Source organism: Mesorhizobium sp. GW821-FHT04C10 (assembly GCF_059420305.1).
In genome coordinates, this window is record NZ_JBWKTL010000001.1 from 4,903,613 (window position 1) to 4,928,317 (window position 24,705).

Annotated in this window: 22 protein-coding genes and 2 tRNA genes; 10 read left to right on the forward strand and 14 right to left on the reverse strand. The window is 61.9% G+C overall.

Annotated features, from left to right (window positions below; all coding sequences use genetic code 11):
• Positions 1–115: 115 nt before the first annotated feature.
• On the forward strand, positions 116–1,111 hold the full coding sequence (locus tag AC07UC_RS23925) for an ABC transporter permease (RefSeq protein ID WP_065005129.1): 996 nt from the start codon (positions 116–118) through the stop codon (positions 1,109–1,111).
• Positions 1,112–1,124: 13 nt separating this feature from the next.
• Positions 1,125–1,895: an SDR family oxidoreductase gene (locus AC07UC_RS23930; protein WP_494907617.1), complete on the forward strand. Its 771-nt coding sequence runs from the start codon at positions 1,125–1,127 to the stop codon at positions 1,893–1,895.
• Positions 1,896–1,960: 65 nt separating this feature from the next.
• On the opposite strand, the gene AC07UC_RS23935 is transcribed toward AC07UC_RS23930, so the two are convergent.
• Both AC07UC_RS23935 and AC07UC_RS23940 read right to left on the reverse strand, forming a co-directional pair.
• Positions 1,961–2,734 (reverse strand): hypothetical protein, encoded by a 774-nt coding sequence (locus AC07UC_RS23935; protein ID WP_494907618.1) that lies wholly within the window; start codon positions 2,732–2,734, stop codon positions 1,961–1,963.
• A gap of 9 nt (positions 2,735–2,743) precedes the next feature.
• Positions 2,744–2,819: transfer RNA gene (locus AC07UC_RS23940), tRNA-Val, on the reverse strand.
• 216 nt (positions 2,820–3,035) lie between these two features.
• On the opposite strand from AC07UC_RS23940, the gene AC07UC_RS23945 reads away from it, so the two are divergent.
• Positions 3,036–3,112: transfer RNA gene (locus AC07UC_RS23945), tRNA-Asp, on the forward strand.
• A gap of 657 nt (positions 3,113–3,769) precedes the next feature.
• Here the strand turns inward: AC07UC_RS23945 and AC07UC_RS23950 are convergent.
• The 5 genes from AC07UC_RS23950 to AC07UC_RS23970 form a co-directional block, all read right to left on the reverse strand.
• The gene (locus AC07UC_RS23950; RefSeq protein ID WP_140767864.1) at positions 3,770–4,456 is read right to left on the reverse strand and encodes a GNAT family N-acetyltransferase; all 687 of its coding nucleotides are present in this window, start codon (positions 4,454–4,456) and stop codon (positions 3,770–3,772) included.
• A 73-nt stretch (positions 4,457–4,529) separates the two neighbouring features.
• On the reverse strand, positions 4,530–4,778 hold the full coding sequence (locus AC07UC_RS23955) for an exopolysaccharide production repressor protein (protein ID WP_140767865.1): 249 nt from the start codon (positions 4,776–4,778) through the stop codon (positions 4,530–4,532).
• Between the two features lie 229 nt (positions 4,779–5,007).
• Entirely contained in the window at positions 5,008–5,928 is a 921-nt protein-coding gene (gene rbsK / locus AC07UC_RS23960; RefSeq protein ID WP_494907619.1) for a ribokinase, read from the reverse strand.
• 28 nt (positions 5,929–5,956) lie between these two features.
• Complete coding sequence (locus AC07UC_RS23965) at positions 5,957–6,409, reverse strand: RbsD/FucU family protein (protein ID WP_140767867.1); 453 nt, start codon at positions 6,407–6,409, stop codon at positions 5,957–5,959.
• A 27-nt stretch (positions 6,410–6,436) separates the two neighbouring features.
• Entirely contained in the window at positions 6,437–7,492 is a 1,056-nt protein-coding gene (locus AC07UC_RS23970; RefSeq protein WP_140767868.1) for an ABC transporter ATP-binding protein, read from the reverse strand.
• 286 nt (positions 7,493–7,778) lie between these two features.
• Between AC07UC_RS23970 and AC07UC_RS23975 the strand changes: the two genes are divergently transcribed.
• The 3 genes from AC07UC_RS23975 (at position 7,779) to AC07UC_RS23985 (ending at position 11,593) form a co-directional block, all read left to right on the forward strand.
• Positions 7,779–9,446: an ABC transporter substrate-binding protein gene (locus tag AC07UC_RS23975; protein ID WP_140767869.1), complete on the forward strand. Its 1,668-nt coding sequence runs from the start codon at positions 7,779–7,781 to the stop codon at positions 9,444–9,446.
• A gap of 96 nt (positions 9,447–9,542) precedes the next feature.
• Positions 9,543–10,664, forward strand: a complete 1,122-nt coding sequence (locus AC07UC_RS23980; RefSeq protein ID WP_140767870.1) for a carbohydrate ABC transporter permease — start codon at positions 9,543–9,545, stop codon at positions 10,662–10,664.
• Between the two features lie 11 nt (positions 10,665–10,675).
• On the forward strand, positions 10,676–11,593 hold the full coding sequence (locus AC07UC_RS23985; protein WP_494907620.1) for a carbohydrate ABC transporter permease: 918 nt from the start codon (positions 10,676–10,678) through the stop codon (positions 11,591–11,593).
• 114 nt (positions 11,594–11,707) lie between these two features.
• Here AC07UC_RS23985 and AC07UC_RS23990 read toward each other — a convergent pair whose 3' ends face one another.
• The gene (locus AC07UC_RS23990) at positions 11,708–12,451 is read right to left on the reverse strand and encodes a creatininase family protein (protein WP_140767871.1); all 744 of its coding nucleotides are present in this window, start codon (positions 12,449–12,451) and stop codon (positions 11,708–11,710) included.
• Positions 12,452–12,454: 3 nt separating this feature from the next.
• A complete protein-coding gene (locus AC07UC_RS23995; protein ID WP_202322925.1) occupies positions 12,455–13,081 on the reverse strand; it encodes an SIS domain-containing protein in 627 nt (208 codons plus the stop codon).
• 104 nt (positions 13,082–13,185) lie between these two features.
• On the opposite strand from AC07UC_RS23995, the gene AC07UC_RS24000 reads away from it, so the two are divergent.
• Complete coding sequence (locus tag AC07UC_RS24000; RefSeq protein WP_494907621.1) at positions 13,186–14,208, forward strand: aldo/keto reductase; 1,023 nt, start codon at positions 13,186–13,188, stop codon at positions 14,206–14,208.
• An 88-nt stretch (positions 14,209–14,296) separates the two neighbouring features.
• Here the strand turns inward: AC07UC_RS24000 and AC07UC_RS24005 are convergent, their stop codons facing one another.
• From AC07UC_RS24005 to clpP, 4 genes are all read right to left on the reverse strand, one after another.
• Positions 14,297–14,569 carry an HU family DNA-binding protein gene (locus AC07UC_RS24005; RefSeq protein WP_006201846.1) on the reverse strand — a complete coding sequence of 91 codons (273 nt, stop codon included), beginning with the start codon at positions 14,567–14,569 and terminating at the stop codon, positions 14,297–14,299.
• Positions 14,570–14,867: 298 nt separating this feature from the next.
• Positions 14,868–17,279, reverse strand: a complete 2,412-nt coding sequence (lon, locus tag AC07UC_RS24010) for an endopeptidase La (RefSeq protein WP_140767873.1) — start codon at positions 17,277–17,279, stop codon at positions 14,868–14,870.
• 273 nt (positions 17,280–17,552) lie between these two features.
• Entirely contained in the window at positions 17,553–18,827 is a 1,275-nt protein-coding gene (gene clpX, locus AC07UC_RS24015) for an ATP-dependent Clp protease ATP-binding subunit ClpX (protein ID WP_023759839.1), read from the reverse strand.
• Between the two features lie 295 nt (positions 18,828–19,122).
• Positions 19,123–19,752 (reverse strand): ATP-dependent Clp endopeptidase proteolytic subunit ClpP, encoded by a 630-nt coding sequence (clpP, locus tag AC07UC_RS24020; RefSeq protein WP_056562366.1) that lies wholly within the window; start codon positions 19,750–19,752, stop codon positions 19,123–19,125.
• 340 nt (positions 19,753–20,092) lie between these two features.
• Here clpP and AC07UC_RS24025 point away from each other — a divergent pair, with 340 nt between their 5' ends.
• Both AC07UC_RS24025 and AC07UC_RS24030 read left to right on the forward strand, forming a co-directional pair.
• Entirely contained in the window at positions 20,093–20,683 is a 591-nt protein-coding gene (locus tag AC07UC_RS24025; RefSeq protein WP_140767874.1) for a hypothetical protein, read from the forward strand.
• A 49-nt stretch (positions 20,684–20,732) separates the two neighbouring features.
• Positions 20,733–22,112, forward strand: coding sequence for a pyridoxal phosphate-dependent decarboxylase family protein (locus AC07UC_RS24030; protein WP_494907622.1), 1,380 nt, complete (start codon positions 20,733–20,735; stop codon positions 22,110–22,112).
• A 30-nt stretch (positions 22,113–22,142) separates the two neighbouring features.
• Here AC07UC_RS24030 and AC07UC_RS24035 read toward each other — a convergent pair whose 3' ends face one another.
• Positions 22,143–23,246 carry an NAD(P)/FAD-dependent oxidoreductase gene (locus AC07UC_RS24035; RefSeq protein WP_494907623.1) on the reverse strand — a complete coding sequence of 368 codons (1,104 nt, stop codon included), beginning with the start codon at positions 23,244–23,246 and terminating at the stop codon, positions 22,143–22,145.
• A gap of 104 nt (positions 23,247–23,350) precedes the next feature.
• On the opposite strand from AC07UC_RS24035, the gene AC07UC_RS24040 reads away from it, so the two are divergent.
• Positions 23,351–24,601, forward strand: coding sequence for a cytochrome P450 (locus AC07UC_RS24040; protein WP_494907624.1), 1,251 nt, complete (start codon positions 23,351–23,353; stop codon positions 24,599–24,601).
• The last annotated feature ends 104 nt before the right edge of the window (positions 24,602–24,705 follow it).

Genomic DNA, 24,705 nt, shown 5'->3' on the forward strand with positions numbered 1-24,705 from the left:
TCACTTAAGCGCTCCGGACCAAAGTGGTCCGGAGCCGCCTCCCCGCAACATCAATCCGCGCAAGATCGCCGCCGAAATCGAGTTTTCGGGGTTCATGCGCCAGCCGGATCAACTCATGAACCCCCGCACCCGCCAAGCCCTGGAGTTCGTCCTCGACAACCTTGTCTGGTTCATGCTGGTCTTCGTGCTGGTGGTCTTCTCCATCTTCATCCCGAACTATTTCCAGCTCGGCATCTTCGCCAACATCATCGAGGCCTCGAGCGTGCTCGGCGTCATGTCGATCGGCCTGGCGCTGGTCATCATCGCCGGCCACATGGATCTGTCGGTCGAATCCGTCGCGGCGCTCAGTGCCATGGCGGTGGGCATCCTGTTCTGCTCGTCCGGCATCGGCCTTGGCATCCAATTGCACCCGGAATGGCTGATGGTTCCGGTGTCGCTGCTGCTGGCTCTGGCCGTCGGCGGTCTCATCGGCGCCTTCAACGGGTTTCTGGTCGTCAAGGTCAAGATGAGCGCCTTCATCATAACGCTGGCGTCCTACATCTGGGTGCGCGGCCTGGTGCTGGTCATTTCGGGCGGCCGCTCGGCTCAGGATTTGGCCCCCGCCATCCGCTGGTTCGGCATCCAGCGGCTGATCGGCCTGCCGCTGACCGCCTGGATCGCCATCGCGTGTTTCGTCGTCTTCTCGCTGATCATGGCCAAGACGCCGTTCGGCCGGCACCTCGTGATGATCGGCGGCAACGAGACGGCGACCTTCCGCGCCGGCATCCGAGTCAACCGCAACCTCATCATCGCCTTCGTGCTTGCCGGCGCCATCGCCGGCCTTGCCGGCTGGCTGCTGGCGATCCGCACCTCGGGCGCCACGGCAAATCTCGGCGTCGGTCTGCTGTTCAACGCCTTTGCCGCGGTCGTCATCGGCGGCGTCAGCCTGAAAGGCGGCGTCGGCACCTTGCCCGGCGTTTATGCCGGCGTGCTCCTGCTGTCGGCCATCAACACGGCGATCAACCTGATGGGACTGCCGGCCAACTTCACCCAGGTCATCCATGGCCTGCTGGTGCTGGCCGCGGTGCTGCTGGACGCATTCAAGCAAACCATTCGCCAGAGACTCGCATGACAGGACGGCTCGCATGACCGGAAGATTGAAGGACAAGGTGGCGCTGATCGTCGGCAGCGCGCGCGGCATCGGCAAGGGAATCGCGCTACGCTTCGCCGAAGAAGGCGCAAGTCTGGTACTCGCCGACACCGAGGCCGAGGCCGGGCAAGCGACAGCCGACGAACTGGGCGTGCCCTTCATCCGCACCGACATCTCGCAAATGGCCGACGCGGAGGCCGCGGTGGCACTGGCACTGAAGCATCACGGCCGCCTCGATATCATCGTGCAGAATGCCGGCATCTATCCCTGGCAGCTGATCGAAAACACCAGCGCCGACGACTGGGACCGCGTGATGGCCGTCAATCTGCGCGGCACGTTCAACGCCAGCCGCGCGGCACTGGTGCCAATGAAAGCGCAGCGCTCCGGGCGCATGCTATACACCTCCTCCATCACCGGCCCGCACGTGACCAGTCCCGGCCATGGCCATTATTCGGCCAGCAAGGCCGGCATCAACGGCTTCATCCGGGCAGCGGCGCTGGAATTCTCCGGCTACGGCATCACCGTCAACGGCGTCGAGCCCGGCAATATCCTCACAGAGGCCATCCAGCAGCATCGCGGCGCCGCCTATATCAAGAACATGGAGGATTCCATCCCGCTCGGCCGCCTCGGCAGTCCGCGCGACGTCGCCAATGCCTTCCTGTTCCTGGCCTCGGACGATGCCAGCTACATCACCGGCACGACCATCGTCGTCGACGGCGGGCAGTTGCTGCCCGAGGGCAAGGATTTCCGGATGGCGCCGCCGTGATCCGTAAACCTTAGACGGAAAGTCGCCGCTCTTTCCGTCGCCGTTCCGCGGCTTCCTGCAAAGGCTTACCGAAACCAGTTGAACAGTTGTTCGAGCATTCCGGGCGGCTCCAGCGAGAACACGGCGCGAAATGTCGTCGGCCGATCACTGGAAAATGCCGATGCAAGCGGTCGAGAATAGGATGCCGTGCGTCCGTCATCCGATATCGTGCCGCTTGTCTCGATGATGCGCGGAGCCGTCACCGTCCATGCGATATGCCTGCCTGACATCTTCGCCAATATGAGGGTCTGCAGCCCTTGCGCCATCGGATCGTCGTCATACTTGTCGGTTGGCTTGAGACTGGGGAAATTGACGACGAATTCGTAATTGTCCCCTACTCGATTGAGCTGCACGCCTTGCTTCTTGTCTCCTCCGACATTGGCGTTCGAAAGAGCCGCAACGAGATCGTCTGTCTTGCCGGAGAAAAACAGCGAGCAGACCTCATCGCGGCCCTCGGTTTTCTGCTCGGCGGTTCCGGTTATGCCCGGCGACGACAACAGCTTGTCGGTACTGCACCATTTGCCGGTCTCGTTCTTGGCCATCGCCAGTAGTGAAGAATCCACCGCTATCCGGATATTGGCCGTCGCGGTCCCATCGCGCCGGAATGCCAGATCCTGCTTCACGTCGAAGCAGCCCGCCACCAACAGACATCCGACCAGCGACACCACGATGTTGCGACGAACGGGGAATATCCAAAAACGCATCACATCTACGTTCAAATCTTGGCTCGGTGTCTCTTTTCGCGGCACCCTTCGCAAAAAGCGGCCAGCCGACGATGCGAAATAACCTATCAAAACCATAAGGCTATTTGGTGGGCGATGACGGACTCGAACCGCCGACATCTTCGGTGTAAACGAAGCGCTCTACCAACTGAGCTAATCGCCCGCTCCGGCGGGACCTTTAAGCGGTCGGGACCGGGTTCGCAAGGCCAAATGAGCAGCCGACGCCCTGTTCGCAGGCCGGATTTGTCCACAGAATGGCGACTGTCAAAAAACCTTCTCCAGTTTGTGTTTATGATGGTTTGGTGCGCTTGACACCCGGAGGCGAACCCCTTATCCACCGCCCCAACGACGAACACGGCTGACACGTGCTCGTCAATGCGCGGGTGTAGCTCAGTTGGTTAGAGTGCCGGCCTGTCACGCCGGAGGTCGCGGGTTCGAGCCCCGTCACTCGCGCCAAGTCTTTTCAAGGACTTGGCCTTTGTCGCGCATAAGAAGTTTCAACTTTCCTGCCGCCGGGCGCCCTGCTTTAGAGCCGGGGCCGAAGGTTCTAGAGCGGAAGGTTAAAGCCTCGTCGAGAGGCTCAACCGCAAAGCGGACCGAGGCACCCGAAGTCGATTGTCATTCGCAGCGGTGCGGCTCAAACCGTCTCCCAATTCGAAAAACTCCCGTCGTGCCAGATAAGTATCGGGCTGATGGCCTGGACTCCAATTCACCCTTCCAAGACGCCCGGCGCCGTTCCCTAAATTGCAGAGATTTACATTAGCGATCTCTCAACTAAGTGGGACGACCATACTCCGCGTTGGGTCGACAGTTGGGTGTTGCGATGCAAAGTGACTTTGCAGCGGCGCGCGAGCTGCTCGAATGCGCGCAAAACCGCCTATCCGGAAACGACGAAACAAGCCGGAGCGTCCGCGCGAAGCTCGATGTCCTGATTGAAGAGATCGCAGCCGCGGAATTTCAGAAGGCGCCCTTGACGATCGTTCCATTTCCGCGAACGCGACCGCCACGGTAGTCGGCTGCCCAGCCCCTTCCCTTCAAGCGGCGGACTGGCGGAGCTTTTTCATCTGCTTCGGCCCTCGAGGCCGCGCGGACATTATCGGACCGCCACGACCTTCATACCCGCACCCTGACCTGCTCCAGGGACTGCACCTGGCGTCCATCGACAAAATTGTCGGGATGCAGCCAAATCAAGAAGGCGGCGTTGGCAGCCACCCATTCCCGCGCCAGGAGGGAATACATGCAGATGTCGCATGGGCGCCCTTTCAAGGTGAGACCTTCACGCAATATGCCCTCGAAGACGAAACCCAGCCGATCGGCTGCTCGCCTGGATTTCGCGTTGGCCGTCGTGCAGGTCCATTCCAGGCGGCGATAACCCAGATCCTCGAACACGTGTCGCATGATGAGGAACAGCGACTCGCTGGCCGCGACAGTCCTTTGTAGAGCCGGTGCGAAGAGGATATAGCCCAGTTCGATCACCCTGTGTGCCGGCCTTGCCTCCATCAGGCAAAGCCAGCCAACAGGCCCTGCGGCGGTTCGTAGTGTCAGAAATGTGCGCGATTGGTCGCCAAGCAGGTCGCCGACATGCGCCCGGAAAGATTCGACCCCGTCGAACGGTCCCACTTTCATATCGGCCCAGATCACGTCGCGTTCGCCGGCATGTGTTAGCCGGAAGATATCATCGGCATCTTCGCGACAGAGCGGAACCAGACTTATATGATCTCCGGTCAAGGTTACCGGCCGGGGAACGCTCGCACTGCCGGCTGCTTTCGACAGTTCCTTCCATCTCTCTTGCTCAGCCATGCTCCGTCACCGCTGATTGGCGCCCTTGGGGAGGGAATCTGGTTCGGACGGTACCCCAATGGGGCATTCGGCCTCAACCTTTTCGGAAAGGCCAGAATAAGAGGGGGCTTGTGGGATCAACAGCCGGCCGTGCCTCCGAGGTTTTCTCCGATCGCCTGGAAATCAGGCGAATGACCAGGCAGACGTAGCCGACCTGCAAGACGACCAACGTCAGTACCGCCCAACCAAGGGACGCCCAGATCGACCCGGACTCCAAGTAAACCCAGATCGAAATGCCGATTGTCGTTGCAAGCATTCCGACCAGAAATTGCGGAAAGTACATCTCGATTGCCCCGCCCACCCCCAACCTTTCGGTTCGAGATCGATATCCACGTGCCCCGCATCTGTTATTTAAGTTGCCACTAAATTAGCAATTACGCAATTTGTTAATCATGAACTTGCGGGCGGTTGTGGTTGGCATCATGAGCAGCGAGAACAGATGGTATTGGCCGGCGCTTCTCTCGCGCACGGCCGCTGGCGGCAACGACAACAGTCGATCGGCGACACCGATCCTAGTTCCGGGCCAGCAGCGCCTCGACCTCGCGCAGTGTCGGCATCGACGGCGCTGTGCCCGGTCGCGTCACCGAAATGCCGGCGACCGCGCAGGCGAAGCGCACCGCTTGCAGCGGCTCCACGCCTCGCGAAAGCGCGGCGGCGAAGCCGCCGTTGAAGGCATCTCCGGCTCCCGTGGTTTCGACCACCGGCCCGGCGCTGATGGCGGGAACATGCTCGGAGCGGTCCCTGGTGTGCAGCAGTGCGCCCTTGTCACCGAGCGTGACGATGACGGCGCCGACGCCCTTTTCCAGCAGCTTGCCGGCAGCGGCCCGGGCGTCATCGACCGAGGAGACTTTCAGCCCCGTCAATTCCTCAGTCTCGGTCTCGTTCGGCGTGAGATAGTCGCAGAGCGTAAAGATGCGGTCGGGGAGCCTGGCCGCGGGAGCGGGGTTGAGGATAGTCGTCACCCCTGCCCCGCGCGCGATCTCCAGTGCCCTCAGCGCCGCGTCGATCGGCTGTTCGAGCTGCGTGACAAAGACCCCGGCACCGCCGATCAGATCGGCATTAGCCTCGATATCGGCCGGCGAAATCAGCGTGGCCGCACCAGGGCTGACGATGATGGCGTTGTTGCCGCTTCCCTCCTCGACAAAGATGTAGGCGGCGCCCGTGTAGCTATCCGGCGTATCGATGACGGCGCTTTTCACGCCGGCATCCTTCCAGGTCCGCCTGGCCATGTCGGCGAAGGCATCGACGCCAAGCCGGGTCAGGAAGGTGATATCGGCACCGAGTTTGCCGGCGGCCACCGCCTGGTTCGAACCCTTGCCACCCGGCCCGAGCTTGAACGAATTGCCGAGGATCGTCTCGCCCATGCGCGGCTGGCGATCGGCGCGATAGGCGGTATCGGCGACGAAGACGCCCAGGACGACGACAGGTTTCATGACAACTGGCTTGCCGGAGGCCATGCTGCTACGCCGCGTCCGGCGGCACGACGCCCTTGCGGAAGGCGAAGCAGCCGTAAAAGCGGCGCTCGCCGGTCTGGATCACGCAATAGGCCCGTTTGGCGCGCTCATAGAAGGCGTAGCGCTCGACCGGGAGCATCGGCCAGGACTTGCCCTCGGCCGCGTCGATTTCCTTTTGCACTTCCTTCTGCACGGGCGGAATCTCGTCCGGCTTGCCGACGATCTCCATGCGCGCCGCGGAGTCGTCGACGAACGTATCCAGCGGGTAGAGCGACAGCACCGCCTTCACCACTTGCGCCGCCGGGGCATCGATGCGCAACAGGCGGCCGAGCGCCGTCTGGCGCGCCACCGAATCGGACGGGAAATTGGTGTCGGCTATGATCAGGTCGTCGCCATGTCCCATCGCCCGCAATGCCTGCAGCACGTCGGCATTGAGCAACGGATGGATCCCTTTGAGCATGATGGTCCTCGTGAAGTCCGTTTGAGATCAGAGACGCTTGCCGGTCTCGGCGTCGAACAGGTGGATATGGTCGAGCCTGGGCCGGAGCTTGAGCGTATCGCCCGGCTTGAAGTCGTGGCGCTCGCGAAACAAGGCCACCATCTCGCCGTCGCCGAAACGCAGGAATACCAGCGTTTCGGACCCGGTCGGCTCGACCACCGAAATCTTCGCCGGGACGCCATCAGGATGGATCTCGAGATGCTCCGGGCGCACGCCATAGACGACGGCCTGCCCGTCCTGCGCGGCATTGTCGCCAATCGGGAACAATGTACCTGATATGTCGACGCCGGGCTTGTCGCCCTTGCGCAGAACACCCTTGAGCAAGTTCATCGAAGGTGAGCCGATAAAACCGGCGACGAACAAATTGGCCGGCCGGTCGAACAGCTCCAGCGGCGCACCGACCTGCTCGATGCGGCCGTCGCGCATGACGACGATCTTGTCGGCCATCGTCATCGCCTCGATCTGGTCGTGGGTGACATAGATGGTGGTGGTTTTCAGCCGTTGGTGGAGTTCCTTGATCTCGGTTCGCATCTGCACGCGCAGCTTGGCATCGAGGTTCGAGAGCGGCTCATCGAAGAGGAACACTTGCGGATTGCGCACGATGGCACGCCCCATCGCCACGCGTTGACGCTGGCCGCCCGAAAGCTGCCGGGGATAGCGCTTGAGATAGGGATTGAGATCGAGAATGTCGGCGGCGCGCTTGACCCGCTCCGCGACCACGGCCGGATCGGTTTTCCGCAGCTTGAGGGCAAAGGCCATGTTCTGCTCCACCGTCTTGTGCGGATAGAGAGCGTAGTTCTGGAACACCATGGCGATGTCGCGTTTTGCCGGCGGCAGATGATTGACGACACGGTCGCCGATGGCGATCGTGCCGCCGGAAACGGTCTCCAGCCCGGCCACCATTCTGAGCAGCGTGGACTTGCCGCAACCTGAAGGACCGACCAGCACGACGAACTGTCCGTCAGCGATGTCGACGCTGACTTCGTGCAGAACCTTGACGGTTCCAAAAGCCTTGGCCACCTTGCTGATCGCGACTTGAGCCATATCTCCCCCATCGGCCCCACTGGCCGTAGGCGCAGAAGCTAACCAACGCGACCTGCCAGGGCAAGTCGGTCTCTTATAGATAAAAACCTGTTCTCGTTGACACGGCGTTTGGTTGTGAGAATAGTGGCGGGCGCTGGTCCAAATGTCGGTAACGATCCGCAGGGAACTTCAATCGACGCAGGGTGGGGTCCTGCCTAATTCAATGCCCAGCCTGGAGCACAATTGCGCTCCAACGTCCGACAGGTGGCCACATCCATTCACACTGATATTCTGGGAGGAATAGTCGATGAGAACAGGTCTTTACGATAAACTGGTCCGCGCCGGCGCCACAAGGCGCGACATCTTGAAGGGCGCGGCCAGCATGGCCGCGATCGCGGCGGCATCCGGCGCGGGGCTCGGTGCACTGACGCGTCCTGCCTCCGCGGCAAGCGAGCTTCGCTCGAAGATCCTGCAGATTCCCGGCGTTGGCAAAGGCCAGCCGACCGATGCCGATTTCCAGAAGGTCGGCGAACTCTGCCTCGACGCGACCAAGGCCAATGTCAAGGAAGGCGAATTCGCCGGCGTTGAGCTGACCTTCATGGGCCTCAACAACCAGAACCTGCACAATGTGCTGTTCCGCGGCTTCCTGAAGCCATGGGAGGCCTATACCGGCGCCAAGATCAGCTGGATCGACCTGGCGCAGGCCGACTACAACGCCCGCCTGCAGCAGTCGATCGCCACCGGCACCGTCGACTTCGACATTATCGAGATGGGCGCCCCCTTCGAGGGCGATGTCTGCGGCAAGGGCCTGACCTCGGAAATGCCCGACTGGGTCAAGAAGCAGATCGATTTCGACGATCTGGTCAATTATCTGAAGCCGCCGGTCGGCACCTGGGATGGCAAGCAGTACCGCGTGACCATCGACGGCGACACGCACAATTTCAACTACCGCACCGACGTGTTCGCCGATGCCGACCTCGCCAAGCAGTGGAAGGACGGCGGCGGTGAAGGCGAATGGGGCGTGCCGAAGACCTGGCAGCAGGTGCAGGCCGTGACCAAGTTCCTCAAGGGCAAGAAATTCAAGGGCCAGGACGTCTACGGCTATCTCGATGCGCCCAAGCCCTGGGGTGGTTTCGGCTTCTACTTCCTCGGCAGCCGCGCCACCGCCTATGCCAAGCATCCCGACGACAAGGCCTGGCTGTTCGACGCCGACACGATGAAGCCGCGCGTCAACAATCCGGCCTGGGTGCGCGCCATCCAGGACGTGATCGACGCGCTACCGTCCGAACCCGCCGACCAGATCAACGCCGATCCGAACACCACCGCCTTCCAGCAGTTCCTGGCCGGCACCGGCTCGATGATCCCCTGGTGGGGTGACGTCGGCTCGAACGTCAAGACCAATGATTCCTCTGTCATCGGCGACGTCACCGGCTTCTCGATCCTGCCGGGTTCGGACGACGTCTACAACTCCAAGACCGGCGCCTGGGAAAAGCTCGCCAGCGGCCCGAACTACTCGCCGAACTGCGCCTATCTCGGCTGGGGCGTTTACGTGATGGCCCGCGTCGACAGCGACGAGAAGAAGAAGAAAGCGGCATGGTCCGCCGCCGCCCATCTCGGCGGCAAGGACCTGTCGATCTGGACGGCGATGTATCCGTCCGGCTTCCAGCCCTACCGCAATTCCCATTTCGACATTCCGGAATGGGTGGCGGCCGGCTACGACGAGGCCTTCATCACCTCGTACCTCAAGTCGGAAGGCGACAGCTACAACCATCCGAATGCGGCGATCGAGCCACGCATCCCCGGCATCTTCCAGTATTATTCCGCCGCCGAGGACATTCTGGCCAATACCTTCGCCGGCAAGATGAAGGCGCAGGAAGGCGCCGACGCCATTGCCGCGGCCTGGGAGAAGCTGACCGACCAAATCGGCCGCGAAAAGCAGATCAAGCTCTACAAGGCCTCGCTCGGCCTGGCCTGATCAGAGCCTGAACCTGGGTCCGGCGACGAGAGCCGCCGGACCCTGTCTTGACCGGTACGCCGGTCGCGAAGTGCCTTCTGCAACCGGACGAGACGCGTGGCTGACCAGATTTTGCCCACCAATGATTGGCCGGCAAACGCCGTCCCATCCGACCTGATCCCGCCAGGCCGCAAACGCCTTGGCTGGGCGCTGATGGCGCTGGCCACGTTCGGCCTCCTGGCAACGATCCTGGTACAGATCCTCTACAAGAGCGAAGTCGACACGATCGGCTTCGAGACATGGCGTCCCGTCGTCTACGCCTATGTGCTATGGGGCGTGGCGCTCGGCATCGGCCAGGTGCTGACGCGCGGCGAGGACGGGCAGCGCGCGCTATTCCTGTTGCCGGCGCTGCTGTTCACCATCGCCATGGTGATCTTCCCGACGCTGTTCGGCTTCTACATCGCGCTCACCGACTGGAACCTCTCCTCCTTCAGTGGCCGCAGGTTCAACGGGCTCGACAATTTCTGGCAGATGCTTGGTGACCCCTACTACCGCAATGCGCTGTTCAACATGGTGCTCTATGTGCTGGCGGTGCTGGTCGAATACGTCATCGCCTTCGGCCTGGCGCTGTTGCTCAACGCACAGATCAGGGCGCGAAAATTCTTCCGCGTCGTCTTCCTGATGCCGCTGATGCTGTCGCCGGTCGCGGTATCCTGGATGATCGGCAAATCGCTGATGGAATACCGGTTCGGGCCGGCGGCGACGCTGGCGCGCCATCTCGGCTGGGATAATCCCGCCTTCTTCTCCGATCCGATCACAGCGCGCATCTCGATCATGCTGCTCGATGCCTGGACCTTCATTCCCTTCATGATGATCATGCTGCTGGCCGGCCTGCAGGCCATGTCGCGCGAGGTGCTGGAGGCGGCGCGCGTTGACGGCGCGACCGCATGGCAGACCTTCTGGCAGGTCACCTTCCCGCTGATGCTGCCGGTTTCGGTGACGGCGGTGATCCTGCGCATCATCTTCAAGCTGAAGCTTGCCGACATCATCATCACGGTGACATCGGGCGGCCCGGGCGGCGCGACCGATTCCGTGTCGAGCTTCATCTACCGCGAATACCGCGACCGTTCGAATGTCGGCTACGGCACCATGCTGGCAATGGCTTATCTCGTCATCATCGTCGTGTTCGTGACCTGGCTGCTGAAGCTCGCCAACCGCTTCGTGCGCAACGTCAACTGAGTGGCCGGATCATGAGCGTTCAGACCACCGACTATACCGTCTCCGAAATCCGCTCTCCGGCGAGCTTCATCACCAGCCGCGTCTTCATCTATGGGGCGCTCGTCTTCTGGGCCTTCATCTGCCTGTTCCCGATCTACTGGACGATAACGACCTCGTTCAAATCGGCGGTCGACGTCACGCAAGGCCATCTCATCCCCTTCGTCGACTTCTGGCCGGACTGGAAGGGCTGGCGTTCGCTCGGCCTGTCGCCGGATTCGATCTTCCAGACCTCCACGGTGCGCGATGAGTTCTTCAAGCGCTTCATGAACTCGGTCATCACCTCGGTCGGCGCATCGAGCCTCGCCATCGTCATCGGCAGCCTCGCCGCCTACGGCCTGACGCGCTACCGCTACAAATTCGCCTGGTTCAAGAACGAGGACATCTCCTTCTTCTTCCTGTCGCAGTTGATCCTGCCGCCTGTGGTGCTCGCCCTGCCCTTCCTGGTGCTCTACCGGGAAGTCGGCCTGCTCGACACGCGCGTCGGGCTGATCCTGCTCTACACGCTGATGGTGCTGCCGATCGTCATCTGGATCATGCGCGACCAGTTCAACTCCATCCCCGTCGAGCTGGAGGAAGCGGCCCTCGTCGATGGCCTGTCGATCTGGGGCGCGTTTTTCCGCATCGTCATGCCGATCGCGCTGCCAGGCATGGTCGCCGCCTTCATCCTGGCGATGGTGCTATGCTGGAACGAGTATTTCTTCGCCGCGCTGCTGACCTCGACCGACGCCAAGACCATTCCGGTCATGGTGGCGAGCCAGACCGGCTCGCAAGGCATCAACTGGTGGTCGATGGCGGCGCTCGCCACCGCGGCGATTGCGCCGCTGGCGGTCATCGGCATCGCGCTGGAGCGCTATCTGATCATGGGCATGACTGCGGGAGCGGTGAAATAGGCTCGAGGCGCAATATCCGCGTTGGCCACAAAGGCCATGACCGCTAGGCAAGGGTGTCATGCCGATCGCCTGGCAGGGTCGGACCTACCGGGCGGAACGGCTGAAAACCCGTGATTAGGCCTTCAGGATGGACCGCAGGTGATCCATGATCATGGCGACGCCCTTTTGGCCGAGTTCCGCCGATGCGTCCTTGGCACCAGCCGTATACCAGCCGGTATTGTCGGCGAAGCGGGCGGCATCGACAGCTTCAGGGCATAGCGCCAGCATCAGCGATGTCTCGCCGATGCCCGCATGGTCGAACGGATACTTGCCGTTCATGGCGGCCGGCATCAACGGATGCACCTGCACCCAGTTGAAGAAGTTTTCCCCCTCGGCATGTCCGGCATAATAGTCGGCCATCGTCTCGGAACCCCACCAGCCCTCGCCGCGCTGCTTCTCCAGAAAACGGAAGATCGCCTGACGGCCGGCGGTCTTGAAGGCGAGATCGGTCGGCATGCCGGCGGCAAAGTTCTCGGTCTGGTGATGGACGATGGCGTGGATGTTGCGGAAGCCGATGCGCAGCAGGCTGTAGAACAGCTCCTCGCCGAATGGGGCCAATTGATTGCCGCCGACCTGCACCGAACCAGTGCCTTCCGGCGGCGCCACCGCGTAACTCGCCGCGCCGTAGTAGAAGGGCGGCAGGATGACGACGTCCCTCTCCTTCTCGAACAGCTCCAGCGTCTTGATGACGGCCAGCGTGTCCATGCCGACAGCCATGTGCTCGCCATGGTATTCGAGCACGCCAAGCGGCAGCGCGACCGGCCAATTCTGCGCGATCGCCTTGCGGATCTGGTGTGGCAGCATCAGTTCATAACGCATGGTCTATTCCATGTTGGTGTGGCGCGCGCGCATGGCTTGCGGCGACGCACCGGTCAGGGATTTGAGTTTCAGCACCATCACCTCGAACAGCAGGAACAGGGCGCCTTCGAACACCGAGCCCATCGGCAGGACCGAAGTCTTTTGCGGACCCTGGTCATCGGCCATGGTCTGGGCCGGGATGAGCAGCGTGGTGTCGGCCAGTCCCGCGGCACTGCCGCCGGCCTGGGCAGTCAGCAGCAGATTGGTCGCGCCGGCGTTGCGCGCAACCTGCATCAAGGTCAGCACTGTCGAGGTTTCTCCCGGCCCGGAACTGGACAGGAAAACATCGCCTGGACCCAGCGGCGGCGTGGTCATGTCGCCGACCACCGAGACAGGCAGGCCGAGATGGTAGAGCCGCATGGCGAAACCCTTGACCTGCAAGGCCTCGCGGCCGCAGCCATAGACGACGATTTGCCCTGCATCGGCCAGCAGCTTGCAGGCGGCGTCGATGCTGCCTTCATCCACACGTGCCAGCACGCCGCCGAGCTCATCGAGCGCGGTCTTGAACAGGTTTTCGTTCCGGCCGCTCACGGCAAATCCACCCTCGAAATCGTCCGGGAATTTTTTCACGAACAGCTTGATCTGGTTCATGCTAGCAACCGCGAAAATGCGTGTCCAACGCCGCGCAACGCTTTTGCCTGATCACAGGCGTGATAGTGTCATGTCAGACAAATCAACCCGGGAAACTGCAGGACATGAAGACACGGCATTTCGACCGCACCGGCAATGGCGGCATCACCTTCACCGAGCTCGGCTTCGGCACGGCACCGCTCGGCAATCTCTACCGCACCGTTTCGGACGAGGATGCCAATGCCACGCTGGATGCCGCCTGGGCGACCGGCTGCCGCTACTACGACACCGCGCCGCTCTATGGGCTCGGCCTGTCTGAAACGCGCCTCAATCCCTTCCTGCGCGGCAAGAAGCGCGACGACTATGTGCTGTCGAGCAAGGTCGGCCGGCTGATGCGCGCCTGCCCGCCCGAGCAGCGCACGGGCATCGGCAAGTTTTTCGACACGCCGTCGCGCCGCGAGGTGTACGATTACAGCTATGACGGCGTGATGCGCTCATTCGAGGCCTCGCTCGAGCGGCTTGGCGTCGACCGGATAGACATACTGTTCGTGCACGATGTCGACATCTTCACCCATGGCAGCAAGGAGGCGTCCGACCAGCGCATCGAGGAATTCATGCAATCGGGCTATTACGGGCTGCTGTCGCTGCGCGACCAGGGCGTCATCAAGGCGTTCGGCGGCGGCATCAACGAATGGCAGGTTGCCCAGACGCTGGCCGAGCGCGGCGATTTCGACCTGTTCCTGCTTGCCGGGCGCTACACGCTGCTCGAACAGGAAGCGCTGACATCCTTCCTGCCGCTCTGCCAGAAACGCGGCATCGGCATCGTTCTCGGCGGACCCTACAATTCCGGCATCCTGGCGACGGGACCGAAACTCGGCGCCTACTACAATTACTCCGAAGCGCCGAAGGACATTCTCGAGCGGGTCGCCGGCATCGAGGCTGTCTGCAAACGCCATGGCATCAGGCTGATCGAGGCGGCGCTGCAGTTTCCGTTGCTGCATCCCTCGGTCGTCTCGGTGATCCCCGGCGGCCAGCGACCGAGCGAAGTCGAAAGCAACCGGACGCTGCTCGACGCGAAACTGCCAGCAGCCCTTTGGGCCGACCTCAAGAAGGAAGGCCTGATGAGCGCCGGTGCGCCGACCGCATAAGCGGGGGCCATTCGCGTCGGCGTCGGGCACAAAAAAGAAAAGCCGAGGCAAGCCCGGCTTTTCTGGTCTCTGAAAAAGAAAAACGCGTTTAGTTGACGGCGTCCTTGAGGCCTTTGCCGGCCGAAAACTTCGGCACGGTGCGTGCCGGGATCTTCACTTCAGCGCCGGTCTGGGGGTTGCGGCCAGTCGAGGCCGCACGCTTTGACACGGTGAAATTGCCAAAGCCGACAAGCCGGACATCGCCGCCCTTCTTCAGTTCGCCGGTGATGACGGAAAACACCGCATCGACCGCCGACTGCGCGTCACCCTTCGAAATGCTCGCGGCGTCGGCGACAGCGGACACCAGTTCGTTCTTGTTCATAAAAATTCCCTTCCATGAGAACACCGGAACTAACGACTCATCCGGCAGGAAACGGACTTTAGAAAGAAGCGTTCCCGCAACCAAGTCGAAAAGGCAGGAAAAAGTGGGAAAAAGCCCGGAAATCCGGGGTTTTTCACATGAAAAAGCCGGGCGCGAGGCCCGGCTTTCTGTTTGTGCGCTGCAACCTTAGAAATTTCTAACGCATGGCCCCGAAAACCGTAGCCGGTTTTCGGAAAGACCATGCGCAAGTCTGCAGTGTTAGAGCGTCCTTTACGCGTCCAATCGGACGCGCGGCGCTCTAATGTGCAAGCGACTTTCCAGCATCATCGGCACTGTCCGTCGAGGCCGGAGGATTGACCGGTTCGACCCATTCGATCGGCTCCGGCATACGCACCAGCGCGTGGCGCAACACCTCACCGACGCGTGAGACCGGAATGATCTCCATGCCGTTCTTCACGTTGTCCGGAATCTCCGCCAGATCCTTGGCGTTGTCTTCCGGGATCAGCACCTTCTTGATGCCGCCGCGCAGAGCGGCGAGCAGCTTCTCCTTGAGGCCGCCGATCGGCAAGATGCGGCCGCGAAGCGTTATCTCGCCAGTCATCGCCACATCGGCCCGGACCGGAATGCCCGTCAGTACCGACACGATGGCTGTCGCCATGGCAGCACCGGCGGACGGACCGTCCTTGGGCGTGGCGCCTTCCGGCAAGTGCACGTGGATGTCGCGCTTGTCGAACAGCGGCGGCTCGATGCCGAAATCGATGGCCCGCGAGCGGACATAGGAGGCCGCCGCCGAAATCGATTCCTTCATCACGTCGCGCAGGTTGCCGGTCACCGTCATGCGACCCTTGCCGGGCATCATGACGCCTTCGATCGTCAGCAGTTCGCCGCCGACTTCCGTCCAGGCAAGCCCGGTAACGACGCCGACCTGATCGTCAGCCTCGACCTGGCCGAAGCGGAAGCGCTGGACACCAAGGTAGTCGGCGAGGTTCGCCGCCGTGATGTTCACCGTCTTCTTCTTCGTCTTCAGGATCTCGGTCACCGCCTTGCGTCCGAGCTTCATCAGCTCGCGCTCCAGGCTCCGGACGCCCGCTTCGCGGGTGTAGGTCTGGATGATGGCGCGGATCGCATCCTCACCGACGGAGAACTCCTTCGGCTGCAGCGCGTGATCGCGGATCACCTTCGGCATCAGGTGCCGCTTGGCGATCTCGATCTTCTCGTCCTCGGTGTAGCCGGCGATACGAATGATCTCCATGCGGTCCATCAAGGGCGCAGGGATGTTCAGCGTGTTCGCCGTCGTCACGAACATCACGCTCGACAGGTCGTATTCGACCTCGAGGTAATGGTCCATGAACGTCGAGTTCTGTTCGGGGTCGAGCACCTCGAGCAGCGCCGACGACGGATCGCCACGGAAGTCCTGGCCCATCTTGTCGATCTCATCGAGCAGGAAGAGCGGGTTGGACTTCTTCGCCTTCTTCATCGACTGGATGACCTTACCGGGCATCGAGCCGATATAGGTGCGCCGGTGGCCACGGATCTCGGCTTCGTCACGCACGCCGCCGAGCGCCATGCGGATGAATTCGCGACCGGTCGCCTTGGCGATCGACTTGCCGAGCGAGGTCTTGCCGACGCCGGGAGGGCCGACGAGGCACAGGATCGGCCCCTTCAGCTTCTTCTGACGACTCTGCACGGCCAGGTACTCGACGATGCGGTCCTTGACCTTGTCGAGGCCGAAGTGATCGGTATCGAGCACGTTCTGGGCATAGGCCAGATCCTGCTTGACCTTGGAGTTCTTGCCCCACGGGATCGACAGCAGCCAATCGAGGTAGTTGCGCACGACGGTCGATTCCGCCGACATAGGCGACATCGTCCTCAGCTTCTTCAACTCGGCTTCCGCCTTTTCGCGGGCTTCCTTGGAGAGCTTGGTCTTCTTGATGCGCGCCTCGATCTCGGCGGCCTCGTCGCGGCCGTCCTCGCCTTCGCCGAGTTCCTTCTGGATCGCCTTCATCTGCTCGTTGAGGTAGTACTCGCGCTGCGTCTTCTCCATCTGGCGCTTGACACGCGAGCGGATGCGCTTCTCCACCTGCAAGACGGAGATTTCGGCTTCCATGAAGCCCATCGCCTTTTCCAGCCGCTCCTTGACCGAGAGCGTGGCCAGCATTTCCTGCTTTTCAGGGATCTTGATGGCGAGATGCGAGGCAACCGTATCGGCGAGCTTGGAATAGTCGTCGATCTGGCTGGCGGCACCCACCACTTCAGGCGAGATCTTCTTGTTCAGCTTGACGTAGTTCTCGAAGTCGGTGACGACCGAGCGGGCCAGCGCCTCGACCTCGACCTCTTCCTCCTCCGGCTCGACCAGCGCAGCGGCGCGGGCCTCGTGGAAGTCGGGACGGTCGGTGAAGGAGACGATTTTCGCACGCGAGGCGCCCTCGACCAGAACCTTGACGGTGCCGTCGGGCAGCTTCAGCAATTGCAGCACATTGGCGAGCGTGCCGATGTCGAAGATCGCATCGGGCTCGGGATCGTCATCGGCGGCATTCATCTGGGTGGCAAGCAGGATCTGCTTCTCCTGACCCATCACCTCTTCCAGCGCCTTGATCGACTTTTCGCGTCCGACAAAGAGCGGAACGATCATGTGCGGGAACACCACGATGTCGCGCAGCGGGAGGACTGCGTAGACGCCGTCGCTGGGAGCCTTGGATATTTTGGCCATTGTCCAACCTTTCATGTCGCGGTCGCCATCAGGCCAACCGCGAATCTTATATTAACGACCGGGGATCGTTCCGCCTACCACCGTTTGTGACGGGAGTTTTACAGCACGGAAATCGGGCACCTCGGCCTTCTGGTGTTAGGTGGATGCAGGCGGGGCAAAGATCAAGAGTTAACATCGTCCGCAATCCACTACATCGCCGAAGTCGCGTGCCCTTCACAGCAAAACGGCGCCGCAACGGCGCCGTTCCATAAAAATATAGGGTGAAGTGCCACGTCAGGCACTGACGTTGCCCTTCTTTTCCTTCTGTTCGGAATAGATATAGAGCGGCCGGGCGCTGCCGGTCACCACTTCCTCCGAAATCACCACTTCGCGCACGCCCTCAAGGGCGGGCAGTTCGAACATGGTGTCGAGCAGGATCGCTTCCATGATCGAACGCAGGCCGCGCGCGCCGGTCTTGCGCTCGATGGCGCGCTTGGCGATCGCCGACAGGGCGTTCTCGTGGAAGGTCAGGTCGACATTTTCCATCTCGAATAGCCGCTGATACTGCTTGACCAGCGCGTTCTTCGGCTCGGTCAGGATCTGGATCAGCGCCGGCTCGTCGAGGTCCTCCAGCGTCGCCAGAACCGGCAGACGGCCGACGAACTCCGGAATGAGGCCGAACTTCAGCAGATCCTCGGGCTCGACCAGGCGGAAGACATCACCGGTACGGCGATCCTCGGGCGAGGCGACGATGGCGCCGAAGCCGATCGAGGTCTTGCGGCCGCGATCCGAGATGATCTTGTCCAGCCCAGCGAAGGCGCCGCCGCAGATGAACAGGATGTTGGCGGTGTCGACCTGCAGGAATTCCTGCTGCGGATGCTTCCTGCCGCCCTGCGGCGGCACGGAGGCGACCGTGCCTTCCATGATCTTCAACAGTGCCTGCTGCACGCCCTCGCCCGACACGTCGCGGGTGATCGAGGGATTATCGGACTTGCGCGAAATCTTGTCGATCTCGTCGATGTAGACGATACCGCGCTGGGCGCGCTCGACATTGTAGTCGGCCGACTGCAACAGCTTCAGGATGATGTTCTCGACGTCCTCGCCGACATAACCGGCTTCGGTCAGCGTCGTGGCATCCGCCATGGTGAAGGGCACGTCGATGATGCGGGCCAGCGTCTGCGCAAGCAGCGTCTTGCCGCAACCGGTCGGACCGATCAGCAGGATGTTGGACTTGGCCAGCTCGACATCGTTGTTCTTGCCGGCATGGGCGAGGCGCTTGTAGTGGTTGTGGACCGCCACCGACAGCACGCGCTTGGCGTAGGGCTGGCCGATGACATAGTCGTCGAGAACCTTGAGGATCTCCTGCGGTGTCGGCACGCCCTCGCGCGACTTCACCATCGAGGTCTTGTTCTCCTCACGGATGATGTCCATGCAGAGCTCGACGCATTCGTCGCAGATGAAGACCGTCGGACCGGCGATCAGCTTGCGCACCTCATGCTGGCTTTTGCCGCAAAACGAGCAATAAAGCGTGTTCTTCGAGTCACCGCTGTTGTTGCCGACCTTGCTCATTTTCCTGTCCTTTCATGGCCGCCCGCCGATGGTCTGGCTGAAAGGGCGCATACTCTATTTATCGCGGGAATCCGCCGCCGCCAGTATCCCGGCTCCCGCAACGTATTCCGTACGAAACACAAATCAGAAAACGTGGCAATGATTCGCAGCAACCCCACACAAAGCTAAGCCGTCGAAAATCAACATAGCCTTAACGTAGGCAATCCCGACCGTCGAGGGAACAGCCAATTGTGGCCGAAATGCCGCAAGAGGCACCAAAAGCGCGTGATGGTGCCATCCAACTGCCACCAAGCCCTTATGCCACGGCGCCTTCGGCCGGTTCGCGCGACGAAATGACCTTGTCGATGAGGCCGAAATCCTTGGCTTCGTCGGCGGTCATGAAATGATCGCGGTCTAGCGTGCGTTCAATCTCTTCGTAGCTCTTGCCGGTGTGCTTGACGTAGACCTCGTTGAGACGGCGCTTCAGCTTGACGATATCCATGGCATGGCGCTCGATGTCGGAGGCCTGACCCTGGAAGCCGCCGGACGGCTGGTGAACCATGATGCGGGCATTCGGCGTGGCGAAGCGCATGTCCTTGTGGCCGGCGGTCAAAAGCAGCGAGCCCATCGAGGCCGCCTGGCCGATGCAGAGCGTCGACACGGCCGGCTTGATGAACTGCATGGTGTCGTAGATCGCCATGCCAGAGGTGACGACGCCGCCTGGCGAATTGATGTAAAGGTTGATTTCCTTCTTCGGATTCTCGGCTTCGAGGAACAGGAGCTGCGCGCAAACCAGCGTCGCCATGCCGTCCTCGACCGGACCGGTGATGAAAATAATGCGCTCCTTGAGGAGGCGCGAGAAGATGTCGTAGGCCCGCTCGCCGCGATTGGTCTGTTCGACCACCATCGGAACGAGGTTCATGTAGGTTTCGACGGGGTTCTTCATCTGATATCTCTTATCTCGCGGTGGGATTCCGGCGCCGGGAATGCCGGCAGATCGGGCAGAATCGGTTCTGGATCGTTGTTCCGTAGATAGGATGCCGGCTCATCCTTGTGCAAGGCCGACCCGTCCTAGCCATCTGGGTAAGTCGAATCAAGCTTTACGGCCAAGGATTCGTCACAGTGACGGCTTCCAACGCGCCGAGCCGCACAACCAAGCCGCCGGCGCGTAGCAATTTCTTAACCGCGTCACTTAACGAAATGCGGCGAAACCGCTTTTCTCCTGGACCGCTTACCCTACAATTCAACGTTGAACTTGTGGCTGCGGTTCAAACAGGGGGAGTGTCATGTTCAGGAGAAGCGCATCCTTCGCCATTGCCGGGCTGGCCATGCTCGGCACGACTTCGCAGACGGCGGCCGGCGGCCGCGCCGTGGAATGCTACGAACCGGTCCGCACGCCTGATCTCTATGACACTGTCTATGAAGACGTCATGGTCAGCCCACCCGGCCAGCAGGTCGACTACACCCCACCCATCTACGGCACGCGCGAACGCGTGGTGATGACCGCTCCGGCACAGGTGACCTACGAGGTCGTGCCCGCAGTCACCCGCACCGTCTATCACACGGTGAGGGTCGATGGCGGCGGCTATTCCTGGGAATGGCGCGTTATCCACGGCCGCAAGGTGCTGTGCAAGATCTGGCACAAGGCACGCTACGAACGCGTCGCCGAGACGGTGGTGATCCAGCCTGAACGCACGCGGCGGGTCGTCATTCCGGCGCAATACGACCAGATCGCCGAGGAAGTGCTGGTGCGGCCGGAGCAAAGGCGCATCATCGACGTCCCCGCTTCCTACCAGACCGTGGCGCGGCGCGTGCTGGTCCGCGAAGGATCGTCAGGCTGGCGGCGCGTGCATATTCCCAGGCATTGCCAGGATTAGCGGGGATAGCATAGCCTGCGCCACAGCGGATCTCCGTTGGGCCGAGGACATGCGCGACCTGGAAATTTCCAATCAAGAACTATCTGATCTTGCGGAAGAAGCCCTGGATCTGGCCAAAAGCTATTGGGCGTCCGTCGAGGAACGTCGGGCGTATCCCTCGACCAGCGGCAAGAATACGACTGAACTCTTCTCGCGGCCTTGGGCGGAGAATGCGCGTGGCCGGGACGTCCTCCAGGACTTCAAGTCGATTACTGAGCATGCGCGGCCTGCAACCGGCAGATTCTTTGGTTACGTCCTCGGCTCAGGCGAACCAATCGGCGCCCTCGGCGAATTGCTGGCCGCGGTGCTCAATCAGAATGTGACGTCGTGGCGGTCGGCGCCGGCGGCGACGTCGATCGAACGCACCGTTGTTGAATGGCTGGCGGAAGCCGTCGGCTGCGCGGGATTTACCGGCAGCCTGTGCGGTGGCGGCTCGATGGCCAACCTCATGGCGTTGGCGATGGCGCGGGAAGCGAAGCTGCCCGCCAACGAAACAGGCGCGCGACCCTGCGTAGTCTATGCTTCCGAACAAGTGCACATGTCGATTCCAAAGGCCGTCGCGCTGTTGGGCATAGGCAGAAGAAATCTTCGACTGATCCCTGTCGACGATAAATTCAGGATGCGCCCGGATGCCCTCCGGGCGGCAATAGCTGCCGACCGCGAGGCCGGCAACACGCCAATCGCCATCGTGGCCACGGTCGGCACCATCGTCTCCGGCGCGATCGATCCCCTCCCCGAAATTGCCGACATCGCCCGAAGAGAGGCCCTGTGGATGCACGTCGATGGTGCCTATGGGGGACTGGCGGCCCTGGCGGTTCCGGAGAAATTCCAGGGATTGTCTTTGGCAGATTCGCTGTCGCTCGACGCACACAAATGGCTCTATCAACCACTCGATTGCGGCTGCCTGCTCAATCGCCATCCAGACATTGCGCGCACGACGTTCTCGCATAGCGACGATTACGTCAGGATACTGAGCGAAGACCCCACGGAAGCATTTGCCTTCTTTGAGGAATCGATCGAGCTCTCGCGACGCTTCCGCGCGCTGAAGCTCTGGATGTCGCTGCAATATCACGGACGCAGTGCCTATCGCGAAGCCATTGCGCGCGATCTCCACCATGCGCAAATGCTGGCTCAGGCAATCGCAACGAGGCCTGAACTGGAACAGCTTGCGCCGGTATCGCTGAGCGCGGTCTGCTTTCGCCACCGCTCGAAGGACAATGAAGCGATCCTGCGCCGCGTGATTGCGCGCGGCCGGGTATATCTGTCAAATGCCTCGATCAACGGCCAGTTCGTGCTGCGGGCGTGTTTCGTCAATCACCGAACGACGCCAGATGACGTACGGGCGATTGTTTCCGAAGTCATTGCCGCCGCTGACGAGCTCAATCACTGAGCCGTCGCACGTCCTCGGCCTGGCTTGCACTCAAGCCACCTCCGCCCGCAACCATTGCTTCAGCCCCGCGATGTCGCCATTGCCGACCGCAGCCGCAACGCGCCGACCGACCGCCGCCCCGAACTTGTAGCCATGACCAGAGCAGGCCGAGACGACAAGGCACCTGCCCTTCTCATGGGCCAGAAATTTCTCGTCCTCGGTGAAAGTGTAGGCGCAGGTGACGACCTCGGTCACCTCATACTCCTCGATGCGGGCGATCGGCGGTGAAAACAGGTTGCGGATCGCCTCGCCCTCGCCCGGCACCGGCTCACGGTTCCAGTCGGCATCGCTGGTCGGCACCTTGTGCAGGCCCGAGCCGAACTTCATGCCAGTGCCGCGCGAAAGCGGGACAATGTAGCCGTCGGTCTTACCACCGACATCGAGAATGACGGGAGCGGCCTGCCAGGCCGCCTTCAAATCGGCCGGCGGTTCGACATAGGCAAGGGCTGTTCGATAGGTCTTCAACTCACCGTCCAGTTCCGGAAACAGCTTCAGCACCCAGGCGCCGGCGGCGACGACGATGCGGTCGGCCCGCATGGTTTCGCCGCTTTCGAGCACGACATGACCAGCCTCGGAGTCGATCGCGGTGACCTTGCTGTGCTCGTAGACATTGGCGCCGTTGGCACGCAACCAGCTTGCCAATCCCGCCGCGATCTTGCGGCAGTGGAGCGCGCCGCCTTCCGGCGAATAATAGGCATAGCGGAACGAGCCTGGCTCAAGGAAAGGCCAACGCTTGACCGCGGCGTCGGGCTCGAACAGATCGAAGGGAAAATTCCCTTCTTCCAGGCCCTCGCGGTATTCCTCGGCCTCGTCGCCCGGTTCGCGTGAAATGCAGACGAAACCGCGCGCATCGAGATGGTTTTCGCCGAGATCGGCCCACATCTCGTCCCAGGCTTCATAGGCTTCGGTGATCAGCCGGCCGTAACCGGTTCCGGCCCGATAGGCGCGACGGATGATGCGGTGATGGTCGCCCGACGCGGCCAGCGGATTGGGGATCGGTCCCTGCTCGACGATCGACACGCTGTGGCCGGCCTTGACCAACGACCACGCAGTGGAGAGACCGGCAATACCCGCACCGACGACAATCACATTCATCCGCTCAGACCTTCCGCAGCCGCTTCGGCTGGCTCAATTCATGGGTTGTCGCGCGCCAACATACGGTCTGGAATGAGGCTGGCAAGCCGCGCTATGGGTCTGGCATGACCAAATTGACGCTCCCCTACATCGCCTTTGATCCAGCCACACGACAGCTGAGGCTCGACCCGCACGAGCCGGCTTTCTTCCTGAATCCGTATGAAGCGTATGCCTTCCTGCACGGCGCATCGAATGCGTTCTACTGGGAAGAGTTCGGCTTCTGGTGCTTCGGCGGCTTCGACGATGTCAACCGGCTGCTGCGCGATCGCCGTTTCGGCCGCCAGAACCCGGCCGGCATTCCCGACAGCCGCGGCGTCGGCCGGGACCGAAGCCATCTCACGGCATTCGACGGCATCGAAGCCAATTCGATGCTGGAGCTGGAGCCGCCGGTGCACACGCGGCTGAGGACGCTGGTCAACCGGGCCTTTGTCTCGCGCCAGGTCGAACGGCTGCGACCGCGGGTCGAGGCACTCGCCAATGAGCTGATCGACCGTTTTGATCCGGCTGGTCCAGTCGACCTTTTGCCCGCCTTCGCTTCGCCCCTTCCGATCACCATCATCGCCGAAATGCTCGGCGTGCCGGTCGAGATGGGACCGCAACTGCTCGACTGGTCCCATCAAATGGTCGCCATGTACATCCATGGCCGCACTCGCGAAACCGAGGAGACGGCCAACCGCGCGGCGGGCGAATTCGCCGATTTCCTGCGCGGCTACGTCACTGAACGACGCAAGAATCCTGGCGACGACCTGCTTTCGCTGCTGATTTCGGCGCAGGAAGACGGCCAGAGGCTGTCAGAAGACGAGATGGTGTCCTCGGCGATCCTGCTGCTCAATGCCGGCCATGAGGCGACCGTGCACCAGACCGGCAATGCGGTGCGCTCGATCCTGGCGCAAGGCGGTGACCCCGGCCGCTTCTTCACCTCGCCCGAAGCGACCGCCGCCACTGTCGAGGAATGCCTCCGCTTCGATGCGCCGCTGCACATGTTCACGCGCTATGCCTATCAGGAGATCGAAGTGGCGCCCGGCATCGTCGTACAGCCGGGCCAGACTATCGGGCTCTTGCTGGGTATGGCCAATCATGATCCGCGCGCCTTTGCCGAACCGCAGGCCTTCCGGCCGGCTCGTGCGGACCAGAAGAACGTGTCCTTCGGCGCCGGCATTCATTTCTGCATCGGTGCGCCGCTGGCCCGGCTTGAACTGCAGGTGTCGCTGAAGACTTTGTTCGAACGGCACCCTCGACTGCATCTTGCCGAACAGCCCCGCTTCCGCGACACTTACCACTTCCATGGGCTGGAAACGCTCGCCGTCGGCTTCTGACGATCGCGGGCCTGGGGCTGCGCGATGAGACTGTTTTGGAGACCAGCGACGGCGTTCGCATTGGCGTTTCTATGCGCCTGCATGGGAGCGGCACGCGCCCAGCA